We start from the raw sequence: 15,903 nt of genomic DNA, 5'->3' as shown, positions 1-15,903 counted from the left end.
TCTGCTATCCGCGCCCGAATTTCTGAACGATACGGCCATCAACACCGGTTGGACTCCCCATGACCACGATCCTGAAAAGCCTGCCCAAGGGCGAGAAAGTCGGCATCGCCTTTTCCGGCGGCCTCGACACCAGCGCCGCGCTGCTCTGGATGAAGCAGAAGGGCGCGCGCTGCTTTGCCTACACCGCCAATCTCGGCCAGCCGGACGAGTCCGACTATGACGAGATCCCGCGCAAGGCGCTGAGCTTCGGCGCCGAGAAGGCGCGCTTGGTCGATTGCCGCACCCAGCTGGTGCATGAGGGCATCGCCGCGATCCAGTCCGGTGCCTTCCACATCTCGACCGGCGGCATCACCTATTTCAACACCACCCCGCTCGGCCGCGCCGTGACGGGCACCATGCTGGTCGCCGCGATGAAGGAGGACGGCGTCAACATTTGGGGCGACGGCTCGACCTACAAGGGCAACGACATCGAGCGGTTCTATCGCTACGGCCTGCTGACCAATCCAAACCTCAAGATCTACAAGCCCTGGCTCGACCAGCAGTTCATCGACGAGCTCGGCGGCCGCGCCGAGATGTCGGCGTTCCTGACCGCCAACGGCTTCAATTACAAGATGAGCGCCGAGAAGGCGTACTCGACCGACAGCAACCTGCTCGGCGCCACCCACGAGGCCAAAGATCTCGAGAGCCTCGACAGCGGCATCCGCATCGTCAACCCGATCATGGGCGTGCCGTTCTGGCGCGAGGACTGTGTGGTCAAGCCGGAAACCGTCGTCGTCCGCTTTGAGGAGGGCCAGCCGGTCGCGCTGAACGGCCAGACTTTCGGCGACGCCGTGGCGCTGTTCCTGGAGGCGAACGCGATCGGCGGTCGCCATGGTCTCGGGATGAGCGACCAGATCGAGAACCGCATCATCGAGGCCAAGAGCCGCGGCATCTACGAGGCGCCGGGCATGGCGCTGCTGCACATCGCCTATGAGCGGCTCGTCACCGGCATCCACAACGAGGATACGATCGAACAGTACCGCATCAGCGGCATGCGCCTGGGACGCCTGCTCTACCAGGGCCGGTGGTTCGATTCGCAGGCTTTGATGCTGCGCGAGACGGCGCAGCGCTGGGTGGCGCGCGCCGTCACCGGCGAGGTGACGCTGGAGCTGCGCCGCGGCAACGACTACTCGATCCTCAACACCGAGAGCCCCAACCTGACCTACCAGCCGGAGCGGCTGAGCATGGAGAAGGTCGAGGACGCCGCCTTCACGCCGGCCGACCGCATCGGCCAGCTGACGATGCGCAATCTCGACATCACCGACACCCGCTCCAAGCTGAAGCTCTATTCGGACACCGGGCTGCTGTCGGGTTCGGACGGCGCGGAGATCTTCCAGCTCGGCCACGACAAGGGTTGAGCGACGTCTCAAACAAGATACGGCGCCGTCTCCACCGGCGTCGTCCCTGCGAACGCAGGAGCCATAACCACCGGCTGACGTGGTGAGAGCTGGCTGTAGCTCCAACCATCGCAAAACTGGATCCTGGGAGTATGGGTCCCCGCGTTCGCGGGAAGACATCGAGTTGGCCGCGACAGATTGCCTCCAACAAAAAATGGCCGGGATTGCTCCCGGCCATTTTCTTTACTGAGTCGCAGCGCCTCAGCGCGGCGGCGCGACGCCCGGAGGCGGCGGCGGCAGCGCGGCCTGGCCGCCATTCAGCAGCGGCGTGATGCGGCGGACCGTGACGCGCCGGTTGATGCGGCTCGGCCCCTGCGTCTGCTCCTTCAGGTACTGCTCGCCATAGCCCTGCGAGGTCAGGTTCTCGGCCGGCACGCCGAACTGCTGCGTCAGCAGCGTCGCCACCGACTCGGCGCGGCGATCCGACAGCGACAGATTGTCGGTCTCGTTGCCGACCGCGTCGGTGTGGCCCTCGATCAGGTAGACCTCGCGCGGATTGCGCTGGATGGCCTGGTTGAGGCCGTCGGCGATGACCTGCAGCTTCGCCGCCTGCTCCGGTCCGATCTCCCACGATCCGGTATCGAAAGTGATCGTGTTGAGATCGATCGACGGCATCAGCTGGCGCACCGACGGCGAGTAGCGGACCTCGTCGAGCGAGTAACGGCGCTGCACGCGCTCGACAGGCGGGGCCATCAGCGTGTCGTAGATGACATCCGGCGGCGCCTCCTCGGCGTCGACGATGTAGCGGTTGTAGGGGATGCGGATCTCCGGCGGCGGCAGGTCGACATAGAAGCCGCCGACCGCCTGAGGATCGCGGAAGGTGTTGTCGATGATGATGATCTCGCGGCCGCCGACGTCGCGACGGATGCGGCGCAGCAGCCGTCCATCGGGCGCCGTGATCGTGACGATCTGGCTGCCGTCGGGACGGATCACCACGGTGCGCGTCTCGCCCCGCTCCTGCTGCACGCGGATGTCACGGGCGCCGTAGCGGAAGCGCTCGAGCTCGTCGTGACGCACGAAGGCCTGTCCGCTCGGATCGCGGACGATGACGCGGCCCGGCTCGTAGATCACCGTGCGGCCCCCCTCCTGGACCTCGCGGCGCTGGCCGCGGAAGTCTTCCAGCCGCTGCGGCCCGGGCATCGGAGCGCCCGGTGCGATCGGCGTGAGCTGCTGGGGCGTCGGCGGGGGCGGCGCCGGAAGTGGCGCTGCGACCTGCGGCGGCGTCCGATTGGACATGGCCGGGGGACCGGCAGGCGGCACGGCGCCCGGCCCGGCCTGCGGCGCGCCGGCGGGTCCCGGTCCGGGTCCAGCAGCACCGGGACCTGCCGCCGGGGGCGCCGCCCCCGGGGCACCCGGGGCCGTTCCCGGACGTCCGCCGGGCGGGCTGCCAGCGACGGGCGGCGTGCCTTGCTGTGTTGGCGTCTGGGCGGCCGGAGGCGCGGGTGGCGCCGGCGGAGTTCCCGGAGCAGGCGCGACGGTGCCGGCGGGCGGGATCGGAGCCCCGCGCGGCGGGGGTCCGCCTTGCGGGGAACCGGGCGGCGGGCCGCCGGCGCCCGGACGGCCTCCTGGTCCACCGGACGGTGGAGTAGGCGCGGCCGAGGGTTGCGGCGACGGGCCCGCGGCGGGTGGCGGCGAATGGGGCGGTGTTGCGCCAGCCGGAGGCGGCGGGGTTCCTGGCCGCTGATTCGGCGCAGCACTCGGCGGCGGGGGCGGAGCAACCACGGGCGGCGCAGGCGGCGTTGGCCGCGATGGTGCCGCCGCGGGCGGCGGCGGAGCGGGCGGAGTTGCTGGACGCGGAGGCTCGCGCACCACGGGCGGCGGGGCCGGCGGATGCGCCGGAGGCGCTGCGACCGGGGGCGGCGGCGGTGTCGGACGCGGGGGAGCCGCCGGCGGCGGGGGCGCGGGGCGCGGTGGCTCCGCACGGGGTGGCGGCGGGGGAGGCGGCGGCGCGGGACGCGGTGCCGCAGCCGGGGGAGGCGGTGGGGGAGCAGGACGCGGCGGAGCCGCCGCGGGCGGCGGCGCAGGCGGTGCCTGATGGGGCGGTGCAGCGGCCGGCGGCGGGCCAGCCGGCCGCTGAGGCGGGCCTGGCGGTTGACCATGCGGCGGCTGCTTGGGCCGACCGTCCGGGCCGACCTCGCCGCCGGGGCCGCCTGGACCTTGCGCCATGATCATCGGCGCGCTCTGCGCGTGGGAGCCGGAGCTCATCAGTTGCATCGCCGACAGCGCAGTCGTCGCCAGCAGCAGGACGCGAAGTTTGCTCATGTGTCTTGTTTTCCCGGAACGATCTTTTTCAAGCACGGAGAGATCAACGAGTATGGGTTAGGCCGGATTGTGGCGCAGTTCAAATCCGCAGGCGGATTTATTTCGACGCGAAGCCACCACCGCAGGGCCGCCATTCAGGTTTCATTCAGCCTTGATTTTCAAGGGCTTGGCGTAACCGCAGAGATGCGGACCGGCTCGCGGCCAAGCCCTCGGCAGGCGATCATCATGACCGTCCAATCGCGGTCAATCCGTGGCCGGATTCGGTGTGGTGGGACCGAGCGGCCCTCGGCCGGGGATTTCGTCCGGCGTCGGCCCTGGCAGCTCGCGCGGCGGCGCCGGCGCATCAGGCTCGTACACCGGCGGCGGAATGTCGGGCTGCGGATTGCCGACCGGGTCTTCCTGCGGCGGTTCGACCGGATGGCCCGGCGTCGCCGGCGGAATCTCTGGCGGTTCGATCGGCATCACATCGCGACCTTGCGGTTGTCGCCGAGGTCGGGACGCGTGCCGGTCACCGCGGCCGCAGCCATCTTGACGTAGCTCACGACCGTGCCGGGCGAATCCCAGAACTCGGCGTCGTCAGGCGTGATCTTCAACAGGCGGATGTTCGGATCCTCGGCGCTGTCCCACCAGGCCTTGGCCGGCGCCGAGAAGAGCTCCCGGATCTTGCCGCGATCGTTGGAGACAGCTGCCGTGCCCGTCAGCGAGACGTATTTCTGGGCTCCGGCGTCCGCAAACGACAGATTGATCTGCGGCGACCGCGCGATCTCCTCGTCCTTGTGACGCCGCGCGTCGGTGAGGAAATAGATCATGTTCTCGTCGCGCGCGAGATAGGCGCTCATCGGCCGTGCTCGCAGCCTGTCACCGTCGCGGGTGACCAGCATCGCAAATCCGATCTTCTTCATCAGGTCCCAAACGCGATCCTGATCGCGCGCGTCGTCATTGCTCATGGCCGGCTCCCTTGATGTCAGGGCCGACAACGCAGCGTGGGGCGCCGCGTTCCGGACGTAGCAGGGAAAGCGGACGGATGCGCGGTTCAGCCGCGCAGCAGCAGCGTGTTGCTGCGGGTGCGGCCGCTCTCGCGGTAACCGCGGCCGAGCATGTCGGCGAGGCAGTCGTTCTGCCATTCGTCGCGCGACAGATGTTCGATGACCACCGCCCGCGGCCACAAGGCGGCAGGCGCGTCACGGAAGAAGCAGGTCAGCACGCGGTCCTCGAAACCTTCCACGTCGATCTTCAGCGCGTCGACCTTGGTCGCTCCGGCCTGTTCGAGGATGGTCTGCAGCCGCAACGATGGGACCTTGAATGCCTCCGCTCCGGCCTCGCCGATCACGATATGGCTGGCGCCGAGATTGTCACCGTCCGTCTCGATCATCACCTCGCCGTCGCTGTCGCCTGCGGCCGCTGCCACCAGCCTGACCTGGGACAGCGCGGACGCAGCACGGTTGAAGCTCAGCCGCGCATGCGTGACCGGATGCGGCTCCACCGCGATCACGAGGCCGTCGGGCCCGACGTGACGGGCCAGCGGCAAGGCGAACGTTCCGACATTGGCGCCGATATCCACCACCACGCCGCCCTGCGGAACGTGGCTGCGCAGGAAATCCAGCTCCTCGCGATTGTAGTCGGGATTGAACAGCGCGCCGCGCTCGGTCGCACTGAGCTGATGGTAGAAGCGGAAACTGGCGCCCTGATAGCCGACGTCAACGGGGCCCGCCCCGAGCACATTGACGACGCGCGTCAACATCGGCCGGAACGCGCCGCGCTTGAGCCCGGAGCCGTGCGCCAGCCGGATCACCAGCGCCTGGGCGGCGTTGGGAGCGAAGGCACCAAAGGGAGGCGGAGAAGGATCGTTGTCGGGCGTCAAGGTCGCGTCCTGGGCTGAAGGCGACGTGTGATAGCCGGTTTCGCTGCGATCTCCAATGCAGGCGGCGTGTCCGCATTGTGTCGTCACCGGGACAGCGCTGCGGCAGGGGCGCGAGGCGCTCAGGCCGCCTTGCGCTGGCGCAGGAAACGTCCGATGAGGCGACGCTTCCCCTTGCGCGGAATGAGGTCGATGTCGCTGACGAGCTTGGCGCCGCCCTTGCGCCGCTCGAGCACGATCTTGCGGCTGTGGAAGGCCTCCAGCTCCACCCGGTGCGCCACGCTCACGATGGTCGCCTTCGGCAGCTCGCTCGTCACCATCTCCATCATCTTGTCCTGGCTCTTCTCGTCGAGCGCGGACGTCGCCTCATCGAGCACGACGATGTCGGGACTGTGCAGCAGCAGGCGCGCGAAAGCGAGGCGCTGCTTCTCGCCGCCCGAGAGCGTCTGGTCCCACGGCGCCTCCTCCTCGATCTTGTCCTTGAGATGATCGAGCCCGACCTTGTGCAGGGCTTCGCCGACCTGCGCCACGCTCCAGTCCTCGGCGGCGCCGGGATAGGCGACGGCCCGGCGCAGGCTGCCCGAGGGCACGTAGGGGCGCTGCGGCAGCATGAACAGCCGCCGGTCGGGATGGAAGTTGATGCTGCCGCCGCCCCACGGCCACAGGCCGGCAATGGCGCGCACCAGCGTGCTCTTGCCGGTGCCGGATTCGCCGGCGACCAGGAGTCGCTCGCCGGGATCGACGACGACTTCGGTTTCGCCGACCACGGCGGTGCCGTCGTCGAGCGTCACCTGCAGATCATTCAGACTGAGCATCGCTTCGCCGGTGGTCTCGCCGCGCTTGATGCGGCCAATGCCGTCGCCCCGCTCTGCACGCTCCAGCGCGTCGAGCGACATCATCAGCGAGGCGATGCGGCGGGCACAGGCGTTCCAATCCGCGAGACGCGGATAATTGTCGACCAGCCAGCCGAACGCAGTCTGCACGATCGTGAACGCGCTCGCGGCCTGCATCACCTGCCCGAGCGTCATGCTGCCGTCGAGAAATTTCGGCGCGCACAACAGCAGCGGCACGACCGGAGCGATGAGGCTGGAGCCCTGCGACACCAGCGTGGTGCGCATGTGCTGGCCGGCGAGCCGCGCCCATTGCTGCAGCACGTTGCCGAACGTCCGGTCGATGCCGGCGCGCTCTTCGGTCTCGCCGCCGAGCAGGGCGATGCTCTCGCCGTTTTCGCGGACGCGGGTCAGAGTATAGCGGAAATCGGCCTCGGCCTGGTTCTTGTCCTCGGACACCTGCACGAAGCGGCGGCCGATCGTCATGATCGAGCCCGAGGCGATGGCGGCGTACACGATCGCAGCAATGACCAGAAAACCGGGAATGGTGATCTCGGTCGCGCCGAGATGCAACGTCAGCGCGCCGCCGATGGTCCAGAGCACGACGATGAACGTCGCGGCCGACAGCAGCGCAGAGGTCACGCCGGCGATGAAGTCGACCGGCGAATCGGTTGCGACGCGCAGGTCCTCGGCGATCCGGTATTCCGGATTCTTGTGGTCGCCGCTGACGAGATTGAGCTGATAGTAGCGCCCGCTGGTCAGCCAGCGGGTGATGACGCTGTTGGTCAGCCACGCGCGCCAACGCCGCTGGATCGCCATCCGCGCATAGACCTGGGCGACGCCGAGGATGACGCTGCCGATCGCGAGCGGAAAGAAGATCGCGGTGAGATGAAAGACGGTCGCCGAATCGCGTTTCTCGATCGCGTCGAAGATCGACCGATTCCAGACGTTGATGCCGTACTGAAATCCGACAGTCGCAACGATCAGGACCAGCAGCCCGATCGTGAACGCCCACGCCAGACGGTCGCCGCTCCGGCCCCAATAACCGCGGGCGCTGATCCAGAACCGGGTCAGCAGATAGCGCTTGCGCAGTTGCTCGGCCTCTTCGGGCGACAGCTCCGGATCAGGCTCCACCAATTCGGGCGGCGGCGGCTCGACCTCAGCGCCATTCTCGGCCGCGATCTCGATGATCGGCGCCTTCTCGGGCGCCTGTGCCCCCGGCCGCGCGATGTCCTGAACCTGTCCCATGGCGCGATAACAGCAACGCAACCAGAAGGTTCCCGTCCGGGTTCCCGCGCAATGCGTGCCGGTCTCACGGCACCTGCGTGTTCGGCGCCATGGGTGGGGCGCGATACAGCGGCACCGGAACGACCTTGTGCAGCACGCGCGACAATTCCTCGATCGAATAGGGCTTGCGCAACAGCTCGAAGCCATGCGTGCCGTGCTGCGCCAGCACATGGCTGTAACCGCTCGCGAGCACGACCCGCACGTTGAGCTCGAGCCGCCTGATTTCCTCGGCAAGTTCCAGCCCGGTCATGCCGGGCATCACGACGTCGGTGAAGACGACGTCGAACCGGCTGGTGCCGCCGATCAGCTCCTCCAGCGCGTCCCGGGCGTTGTCGACCAGCGTGGTCCGATAGCCGAGCTCGGCCAGCGCTTCGGTCGCCGACCTGCCGACGTCGATGTTGTCCTCGACCACCAGCACCGACATGCCTCGACCGCCGATCGGCTCGGCAGGGCTGCCGTCCTCGCCGCGCTGCACCTGGGCTGGAGCGACGCGCGGCAGATAGAGCGTGAACGTCGCGCCGCGGCCCTTCTCGCTCGTGACCCCGATTTCGCCGCCGGACTGCTTGGCGAAGCCGAACACCTGCGAGAGGCCGAGGCCGGTGCCCTGGCCGATGGTCTTGGTCGTGAAGAACGGCTCGAAGATGCGTCCGAAATGCTCCGACGGGATGCCGACGCCGGTGTCCTGGACGTTGATGGCGACATAGCCCAGCGGCGGACGGTCATGCGGCGCCGCCGGAGTCGGCAGCGCCGCTGCGGGGGCGACGGTGATGCTGAGACGTCCCTGGCCGGCCATTGCGTCGCGGGCATTGACGGCCAGGTTGATCAGCGCCGTCTCGAACTGGCCAGCGTCGGAATTGACGTAGCACGGCTCGTCGGGAACGGAGATCACGACCTCGACGCGTGACCCGACCAGGGTCTTGGTCATGTCGCGCAGGGCGACGACGCTGCGGCCGATGTCGAAGACCTCGGGCTTCAGCGTCTGGCGCCGGGCGAACGCGAGGAGCTGCGCCGTGAGCTTCGATGCGCGCGCCACCGTATCCGAGATCGCGTCGATATAGCGCTGCCGCCGTTCGTCAGCCAGATCCGGCCGGCGCAACAGGTCGGCCGAGGCCCGGATCACGGTCAGCAGATTGTTGAAGTCGTGGGCGACGCCGCCGGTCAGTTGTCCCAGCGCCTCCATGCGCTGGCCGTGCTTGAGCGCATCCTCGGCCTCGAGGCGGCGGGCGGCCTCGACATGCAGGCGCTCGGTCCGCCGCTGGGCAAGGGTCAGGAAGACGACGAGCAGCGCGGTGGCCGGGATGCCGAAGATGAGGTGCCGGCCGATCGTGCCGAGCCAGCGGTTGCGGATGGTCGACGTCGCCAGCCCCGCCGAGACGTAGACCGGATAGCCGCCGAGCCGCTGATACCCGACGAGACGCTCGACGCCATCGACCGGCGAGATCTCGGTGACGAGCTGCTCCGCATCTGCGGCCCCGGCGGGAATGTCGCTGGGCCCTGCAGCCGCGCCTCTCCCGCCGCCCGGGAAGCGCGCCAGGATGAGACCATCGAAACGGCGCAGCGCGAAGTAGCTGCCGGGCGCCCGGCCGATCCGGGCGTAGAAGTGCTCGAAATAATCCGGCAGCACCGAGGCCTGGATGATACCGGTGAAGCTGCCGTCGTCGCTCTGGCGGCGGCGGCTGATGCTGAAGAACGGCGCGCCCTGATAGGGCGGCCGCGGCGTCAACCGCGCGCCGATGAAGGTGCCGATGCTGTCCTTGACGTGGGCGCTGAAGTAGTCGCGGTCGAGGAACGTCATGTCCGGCGCCGGATAGATCATGCTGTTGACCAGCGGCCGGCCATTGGCGTCGAACACCCAGGCGGACTTCATCTGCGGCAGCGCGTCCGACAATTGTCGCAACCGGGCATGCAGCGCCTGCTCGCGCGCCTTGATGTCGGCATCCGACAGGTCGCGGACGACCTCGTCGATCTCCGAGAGGCTGCGCTCGATGGTCTCGAACACCTTCAGCGCGTGCTCGTGGACGATTTCGAGCGAGCGGCTGATCTCGCGATCGGCCTCCTCATATGTCGTGCCGTGGGAGACGTAGGCCGCGATCACGAACAGAGCGACAGGAAGCGCAAGTGACGCGACCATCATCCAGCGCAGCATCGTCAGCGATTTGCGTTGTGCGGTCTGCACGGTCGCTCCGGCCTCAAAGGGCCACGAGCTTAACGCAATCGACGGCGGCTACAAACTCGCTGCGCCCGGAACTTGTGCCGGTTCCGGGCGCATGATCGGTAAAGCTGTCCGCCCGGCTAGATCTGCCGCTCGACCAGCTTGAACTTGAGTTCCGCGATCGCCTCGGCGGGGTTCAGCCCCTTCGGGCAGGCCTTGGCGCAGTTCATGATGGTGTGGCAGCGGTACAGCCGGAACGGGTCCTCGAGATTGTCGAGCCGCTCGCCGGTGGCTTCGTCGCGGCTGTCCTTGACCCAGCGCGTCGCCTGCAGCAGCGCGGCGGGTCCGAGATAACGCTCGCTGTTCCACCAGTAGCTCGGGCACGAGGTCGAGCAGCAGGCGCACAGGATGCACTCGTAAAGGCCGTCGAGCTTCTCGCGATCCTCGTGGCTCTGCCGCCATTCCTTCTGCGGCGTCGGCGAGGTCGTCTTCAGCCAGGGCTCGATCGAGGCGTATTGCGCGTAGAAATTGGTGAGGTCGGGCACCAGGTCCTTCACGACGGGCTGATGCGGCAGCGGATTGATCTTGACCGCGCCGTCCTTCACGTCGTGCATCGAGCGGGTGCAGGCCAGGGTGTTCTGGCCGTCGATGTTCATCGCGCAGGAGCCGCACACGCCCTCGCGGCAGGAGCGGCGGAAGGTCAGCGACGGATCGATGTGGTTCTTGATCCAGATGAGGCCGTCGAGCACCATCGGGCCGCAATCGTTGACGTCGACGTAGTAGGTGTCGACGCTCGGATTCTTGCCGTCGTCCGGATTCCAGCGATAGACCTTGAACTCGCGAACCTCGGTGGCACCGGCCGGCTTCGGCCAGGTCTTGCCACCGGTGATCTGAGAATTCTTTGGAAGTGCGAACTCAGCCATTTCGGAAGGCCTTCTTGGGTTTGACGGTCGGGCTCAGGTCACACGCGATCAGTACACGCGCGCCTTCGGCGGAATGTACTGCACGTCGTTGGTCATGGTGTAGTTGTGCACCGGGCGGTAATCGATCGTCGTCTTGCCATCCTTGCTGTCGATCCACGCCAGCGTGTGCTTCATCCAGTTCGTGTCGTCGCGATCCGGAAAATCCTCGCGCGCATGGGCGCCGCGGCTCTCGGTGCGATTGACGGCCGAGTCCATCGTCACGACCGCCTGCGCGATCAGATTGTCGAACTCGAGCGTCTCGATCAGGTCGGAATTCCACACCAGCGAGCGGTCAGACACGGCGATGTCGCCGATGCCGCCATACACCTTGTGGATCAGGTTATGGCCTTCCTGCAGCACCTCGCCGGTGCGGAACACGGCGCAGTTGGTCTGCATCACGTTCTGCATGCTCTCGCGCAGCTTCGCGGTCGGCGTGCCGCCGGAGGCATGGCGATAATGGTCGAGCCGGCCGAGCGCCTTGTCGGCGGAGTCCTTCGGCAGGTCCGGCTGCTTGCCGTTCGGCGTCAGCTTCTCCGCCAGTCGCAGCGCCGCCGCGCGGCCGAACACCACGAGGTCGATCAGGGAGTTCGAGCCGAGCCGGTTGGCGCCGTGCACGGAGACGCAGGCGGCCTCTCCCACCGCCATCAGGCCGGGGACGATCGCGTTGTCGTCGCCGTCCTTCTTGGTCAGCACCTCGGCGTGATAGTTGGTCGGGATGCCGCCCATGTTGTAGTGCACCGTCGGCACGATCGGGATCGGCTCGCGGGTGACGTCGACATTGGCGAAGATCTTGGCCGATTCAGAGATGCCGGGCAGACGCTCGGCCAGCACCTTCGGATCGAGATGGTCGAGATGCAGGAAGATGTGGTCCTTCTTCCGGCCGACGCCGCGGCCTTCGCGGATCTCGATGGTCATCGCGCGGGAGACGACGTCGCGCGAGGCGAGGTCCTTGGCGGATGGCGCGTAGCGCTCCATGAAGCGTTCGCCCTCGGCGTTGACGAGATAGCCGCCTTCGCCGCGCGCGCCTTCGGTGACCAGACAGCCGGAGCCGTAGATGCCGGTCGGGTGGAACTGCACGAACTCCATGTCCTGCAGCGGCAGGCCGGCGCGCAGCGCCATGCCGCCACCGTCACCGGTGCAGGTGTGCGCCGAGGTGCAGGAGGCAAAGGCGCGTCCATAGCCGCCCGTCGCCAGGATCGTGGTCTGTGCGCGGAAGCGGTGCAGCGTGCCGTCGTCGAGCTTCAGCGCGATGACGCCACGGCAGACGCCCTGGTCGTCCATGATCAGGTCGATGGCGAAGAACTCGATGAAGAACTCCGCGGCGTGCCGCAGCGACTGGCCGTACATCGTGTGGAGCATCGCGTGGCCGGTGCGGTCGGCGGCGGCGCAGGTGCGCTGCGCCTGGCCCTTGCCGTAGTCCAGGGTCATGCCGCCGAACGGCCGCTGGTAGATCTTGCCGTCCTCGGTGCGCGAGAACGGCACGCCCCAATGCTCGAGCTCATAGACGGCCTCGGGCGCGTTGCGCACCATGTATTCGATCGCGTCCTGGTCGCCGAGCCAATCCGACCCCTTGACGGTGTCGTACATGTGCCAGCGCCAGTCGTCCTGGTGCATGTTGCCGAGCGAGGCCGAGATGCCGCCCTGCGCCGCCACGGTGTGCGAGCGGGTCGGAAACACCTTGGTGATGCAGGCGGTGCGCAGGCCCGCCTCGCTGCAGCCGACGACGGCGCGCAGGCCCGCGCCACCGGCACCGACCACGACGACGTCGTAGGTGTGGTCCTCGATCGGATAGGCTTTTCCGTTCGTCGCGGGCGCGCCGTTCGCGCTGCCATTTGCTCCGCCGGCCATGGGCTAGACTCCAGTGGACAGTTTGATGAGGGCGTAGATCGAGGCGAGCGCCACGGTCACCGCGAAGAAGTTGTTGGCCATGATCGCAACGAGCTTGAGCGGCTCGCTGTGGACGTAGTCCTCGATCACGACCTGCATGCCGATCTTCATGTGCCAGCAGCTCGCGATCACGAACAGCAGCATGATCACGGCGATCGGAATCGAGCCCAGGATCTGGACCGCGCCGGCCTGGTTGCGGCCGAGCAGCATGATCACGACCACGACGACCGGCACGATCAGCAGGGTCATGGCGACGGCGGTGATGCGCTGGCGCCAGAAGTCGCCGGTGCCGGAATGCGCTGCGCCGAGGTTGCGGACGCGGCCGAGCGGGGTCCGCATCGATTTCGCGCGTGCGTTGCTCATCGGCCGCCTCCCACCGCGTAAGCCACGATCCACACCAGGACGGTCAAGGTGATGCCGCCGATCAGGGCACCCCAGGTCAGCGCCTCGCGCTCATTGGGCTTGAAGCCGTAGCCGAGGTCCCAGACGAAGTGGCGGATGCCGGACAGCAGGTGGTGCAGCAGCGCCCAGGTGTAGCCGAACACGATCAGGCGGCCGAGGAAGCTGCCCATGAAGCCCTGGACGTAGGAGTAGGCGCTGGGACCAGACGCGGCGGCGATCAACCACCAGGCCAGCAGCAGCGTCCCGAAATATAGTGCAACCCCGGTGGCGCGATGGACGATCGAGAGGATCATCGTCAACGTCCAGCGGTAGGTTTGCAGATGCGGCGAAAGCGGTCGTTCGATCCTGGCTGTCATTGGTTGCTTTGATGATTTCTTGTGGGCCGTGAACGCGGGGGGCTTGCGGCCGTGTGGATCGGCAAGGCGGCCTTTATTTACGGAGAAGGAACAGGCGTTGCAACGAACAAATCGCTCAAAATAGAACGCAGATTCAGTACTAGGCGGCCCGAAGGAAAAGGATCAATCGCCGCCGTGGTATACCAGAAACCGGTCGCGACTGGATGCAGCGAACCACTATTCATTGCTACCTCCTCTCCCCGGCCGTTGCCAACGTGGCGGAACAGCTGAATAGCGCCGATCGCCGAGCACTGATTCACCGCTTAACGATGGTCCTGAGCGAGCGGTTTCGCGACAACAGCCAGCGCCATCTGATGATTCTGCAAACCTGCCCGGAGCGATACGCGGAGCAACAACCTGTCTCGGCGCCGGCCCGCGCGGCAGCAAAAGCGCCTCGATCTCCCGCGTTCCTCGCCGCGCACATGGCCCTCCGCCGGTCGATTTTGCCGCATGTCGCCACCCGGCGAAGCAGCCTAGTCTCGACGAGGTGCAACAGACGCGGTGCAGGGAGCCTCGATGCCGCTGCCGACGGTGCGACCGACAGCCACTGAACGCCCGGCGGAACTGCCGGCGCGCAAGGTGTCGTCGCACGAGCCCGTCGAGGAGCCCCTGACCTGCGTGCTCGGCTTCGCCGCCGCCGGCCTGTTCGCCGCCTGTCTCGCGCTGGCCATCCAGCATGAGATTGCCTCGCTCGCCGTGCTCGAATTCGTGCTGATCTGCGCCGCGCCGCCGCTGGCCGCGCTCGCCGGCCTCGCGATCGGACGACGGCGCTAGGCCGCCGTCACTTCGTATAAATGTCCTTGTACTGATCACGCAGCACGTTCTTCTGCACCTTGCTCATCGCGTTGCGCGGCAGCTCGTCGACCACGAATACGCGCTTGGGCATCTTGAATTTCGCCAGTCGGCCGTCGAGACCCTCGAGCACCCCCGCCTCGGTGACGTCGGCGCCGGGATGGCGGACCACGACGGCAGTGACACCTTCGCCGAAATCAGGATGCGGCACGCCGATGACGGCGGACTCGACCACGCCGGGCATGGCGTCGATCTCGCTCTCGATCTCCTTCGGATAGACGTTGAAGCCGCCGGAGATCACGAGATCCTTGCCGCGCCCGACGATGTGGACGTAGCCCTGTTTGTCGATCTTGCCGAGATCGCCGGTGATGAAGAAACCGTCGTCGCGGAATTCCGACTTGGTCTTCTCCGGCATGCGCCAATAGCCCTTGAACACGTTCGGGCCCTTCACCTCGATCATGCCGATCTCGTCGCGCGCCAGCTCCTTCGCGGTCTCCGGATCGGTGACGCGCACCGAGACTCCGGGCAGCGGGAAGCCGACCGCGCCGGGCACGCGCTCGCCCTCATACGGGTTCGACGTGTTCATGTTGGTCTCGGTCATGCCGTAGCGCTCGAGCACGGCATGGCCGGTGCGCGCGAACCATTCGCGGTGCGTGTCGGCGAGCAGCGGCGCCGAGCCGGAGACGAAGAGACGCATGTGACTGGTCGTCTCCTTCGACAGCCGCGGGTTCTGCAACAGCCGCGTGTAGAAGGTCGGAACGCCCATCAGCACGGTGGCGCGCGCCATCAGATTGATGATCAGGTCGGGATCGAGCTTGGGCAGGAAGATCATCGAGGCCCGCGCGAACAGCGTCACGTTGCTGGCCACGAACAGGCCGTGGGTGTGATAGATCGGCAGCGCGTGGATCAGCACGTCGTCCTTGGTGAAGCGCCAGTAGTCGATCAGGGTCAGCGAGTTCGAGGCGAGATTGTCGTGAGACAGCATCGCGCCCTTCGAGCGGCCGGTCGTGCCCGACGTATAGAGGATCGCCGCCAGATCATCGGCACCGCGCGGCACGGTGGTGAACGCGGTCTCCGCCTTGTCGGCGGCCTCGGTCAGCGAGCCCCTGCCGGAGGCATCCAGTGTCTCCACCTTGGCGCCGACCTTGGCCGCGAGCGCACCGATGCCCTCGGCCTTGGCAGGATCGCAGACCACCACGGTCGGCTCGGCATCGCCGATGAAATAGTCGAGCTCGTTGAGCGTGTAGGCGGTGTTGAGCGGCAGATAGACGCCGCCGGCGCGGACCGTGGCGAGATAGAGCACCAGGCCGGACACCGACTTCTCGGTCTGCGCCGCCACGCGATCTCCGGGCTTGACGCCACGGGCCACCAGCACGTTCGCCATCTGGCCCGCACGCGCGATCAGATCGCCGTAGGTGATGCGCTGGCCGTCATGGGTCTCGATCGCGAGACGGCTGGGATCGTCGAGACCGTCGAACAGGCGGGAGAACAGGTTGGCGTTGGCGGCTTGGTTCATGCGACATTCCCCTGGAGCGGTGGCCCGCCGGCAGTGCCAGCCTGCGGAACATGATGCTCGACGAAGACGAAAAGGGCTGGGACGGCGGATGGCACCGGCGATGTCGCCAGGGTTGCCGTCTCTG

The 15,903-nt window shown here is 67.3% G+C and carries 13 protein-coding genes; 2 read left to right on the top strand and 11 right to left on the bottom strand.

The annotated features are described in order from the left end of the window. Nucleotides 1-59: 59 nt before the first annotated feature. Nucleotides 60-1,397 (top strand): argininosuccinate synthase, encoded by a 1,338-nt coding sequence (gene argG, locus ACQR1X_RS13485; protein WP_316238588.1) that lies wholly within the window; start codon nt 60-62, stop codon nt 1,395-1,397. 240 nt (nt 1,398-1,637) lie between these two features. Here the strand turns inward: argG and ACQR1X_RS13480 are convergent, their stop codons facing one another. From ACQR1X_RS13480 to sdhC, 10 genes are all read right to left on the bottom strand, one after another. Next, nucleotides 1,638-3,698: an OmpA family protein gene (locus tag ACQR1X_RS13480; RefSeq protein WP_434899000.1), complete on the bottom strand. Its 2,061-nt coding sequence runs from the start codon at nt 3,696-3,698 to the stop codon at nt 1,638-1,640. Nucleotides 3,699-3,941: 243 nt separating this feature from the next. Then, nucleotides 3,942-4,160, bottom strand: coding sequence for a hypothetical protein (locus ACQR1X_RS13475; RefSeq protein WP_315800846.1), 219 nt, complete (start codon nt 4,158-4,160; stop codon nt 3,942-3,944). Beyond that, entirely contained in the window at nt 4,160-4,645 is a 486-nt protein-coding gene (locus ACQR1X_RS13470; protein WP_434898999.1) for a pyridoxamine 5'-phosphate oxidase family protein, read from the bottom strand. Before ACQR1X_RS13470 ends, ACQR1X_RS13475 begins: the two co-directional genes overlap by 1 nt. Before the next feature lie 86 nt (nt 4,646-4,731). Continuing rightward, the gene (locus ACQR1X_RS13465; protein WP_316215445.1) at nt 4,732-5,559 is read right to left on the bottom strand and encodes an FkbM family methyltransferase; all 828 of its coding nucleotides are present in this window, start codon (nt 5,557-5,559) and stop codon (nt 4,732-4,734) included. Nucleotides 5,560-5,678: 119 nt separating this feature from the next. Beyond that, nucleotides 5,679-7,634, bottom strand: a complete 1,956-nt coding sequence (locus ACQR1X_RS13460) for an ABC transporter ATP-binding protein/permease (RefSeq protein WP_434898998.1) — start codon at nt 7,632-7,634, stop codon at nt 5,679-5,681. 64 nt (nt 7,635-7,698) lie between these two features. Next, on the bottom strand, nt 7,699-9,849 hold the full coding sequence (locus ACQR1X_RS13455; protein ID WP_434898997.1) for an ATP-binding protein: 2,151 nt from the start codon (nt 9,847-9,849) through the stop codon (nt 7,699-7,701). A 116-nt stretch (nt 9,850-9,965) separates the two neighbouring features. Beyond that, a complete protein-coding gene (locus ACQR1X_RS13450; protein WP_315800851.1) occupies nt 9,966-10,748 on the bottom strand; it encodes a succinate dehydrogenase iron-sulfur subunit in 783 nt (260 codons plus the stop codon). 48 nt (nt 10,749-10,796) lie between these two features. Further along, complete coding sequence (gene sdhA, locus ACQR1X_RS13445) at nt 10,797-12,635, bottom strand: succinate dehydrogenase flavoprotein subunit (protein WP_315800852.1); 1,839 nt, start codon at nt 12,633-12,635, stop codon at nt 10,797-10,799. A gap of 3 nt (nt 12,636-12,638) precedes the next feature. Continuing rightward, the gene (gene sdhD, locus ACQR1X_RS13440; RefSeq protein WP_315800930.1) at nt 12,639-13,013 is read right to left on the bottom strand and encodes a succinate dehydrogenase, hydrophobic membrane anchor protein; all 375 of its coding nucleotides are present in this window, start codon (nt 13,011-13,013) and stop codon (nt 12,639-12,641) included. A gap of 20 nt (nt 13,014-13,033) precedes the next feature. Continuing rightward, entirely contained in the window at nt 13,034-13,432 is a 399-nt protein-coding gene (gene sdhC / locus ACQR1X_RS13435; protein WP_315800853.1) for a succinate dehydrogenase, cytochrome b556 subunit, read from the bottom strand. Between the two features lie 555 nt (nt 13,433-13,987). On the opposite strand from sdhC, the gene ACQR1X_RS13430 reads away from it, so the two are divergent. Next, nucleotides 13,988-14,245, top strand: coding sequence for a hypothetical protein (locus ACQR1X_RS13430; protein ID WP_315800854.1), 258 nt, complete (start codon nt 13,988-13,990; stop codon nt 14,243-14,245). Nucleotides 14,246-14,252: 7 nt separating this feature from the next. Here the strand turns inward: ACQR1X_RS13430 and ACQR1X_RS13425 are convergent, their stop codons facing one another. After that, nucleotides 14,253-15,779: a malonate--CoA ligase gene (locus ACQR1X_RS13425; protein WP_315800855.1), complete on the bottom strand. Its 1,527-nt coding sequence runs from the start codon at nt 15,777-15,779 to the stop codon at nt 14,253-14,255. Nucleotides 15,780-15,903 lie beyond the last annotated feature (124 nt).

It is taken from the genome of Bradyrhizobium sp. HKCCYLRH3073 (genome assembly GCF_051167995.1).
GTDB lineage: Bacteria > Pseudomonadota > Alphaproteobacteria > Rhizobiales > Xanthobacteraceae > Bradyrhizobium.
The sequence above is the reverse complement of the archived record's forward strand: the minus strand, read 5'-3'. Positions and strand labels throughout refer to the sequence as shown.

What these genes read in the sequence shown, in the direction of transcription:
- argG (WP_316238588.1), top strand. Translation starts at nt 60, where the DNA reads ATGACCACGATCCTGAAAAGCCTGCCCAAGGGCGAGAAAGTCGGCATC.
- ACQR1X_RS13480 (WP_434899000.1), bottom strand. Translation starts at nt 3,698, where the DNA reads ATGAGCAAACTTCGCGTCCTGCTGCTGGCGACGACTGCGCTGTCGGCG.
- ACQR1X_RS13475 (WP_315800846.1), bottom strand. Translation starts at nt 4,160, where the DNA reads ATGCCGATCGAACCGCCAGAGATTCCGCCGGCGACGCCGGGCCATCCG.
- ACQR1X_RS13470 (WP_434898999.1), bottom strand. Translation starts at nt 4,645, where the DNA reads ATGAGCAATGACGACGCGCGCGATCAGGATCGCGTTTGGGACCTGATG.
- ACQR1X_RS13460 (WP_434898998.1), bottom strand. Translation starts at nt 7,634, where the DNA reads ATGGGACAGGTTCAGGACATCGCGCGGCCGGGGGCACAGGCGCCCGAG.
- ACQR1X_RS13450 (WP_315800851.1), bottom strand. Translation starts at nt 10,748, where the DNA reads ATGGCTGAGTTCGCACTTCCAAAGAATTCTCAGATCACCGGTGGCAAG.
- sdhA (WP_315800852.1), bottom strand. Translation starts at nt 12,635, where the DNA reads ATGGCCGGCGGAGCAAATGGCAGCGCGAACGGCGCGCCCGCGACGAAC.
- sdhD (WP_315800930.1), bottom strand. Translation starts at nt 13,013, where the DNA reads ATGCGGACCCCGCTCGGCCGCGTCCGCAACCTCGGCGCAGCGCATTCC.
- sdhC (WP_315800853.1), bottom strand. Translation starts at nt 13,432, where the DNA reads ATGACAGCCAGGATCGAACGACCGCTTTCGCCGCATCTGCAAACCTAC.
- ACQR1X_RS13430 (WP_315800854.1), top strand. Translation starts at nt 13,988, where the DNA reads ATGCCGCTGCCGACGGTGCGACCGACAGCCACTGAACGCCCGGCGGAA.
- ACQR1X_RS13425 (WP_315800855.1), bottom strand. Translation starts at nt 15,779, where the DNA reads ATGAACCAAGCCGCCAACGCCAACCTGTTCTCCCGCCTGTTCGACGGT.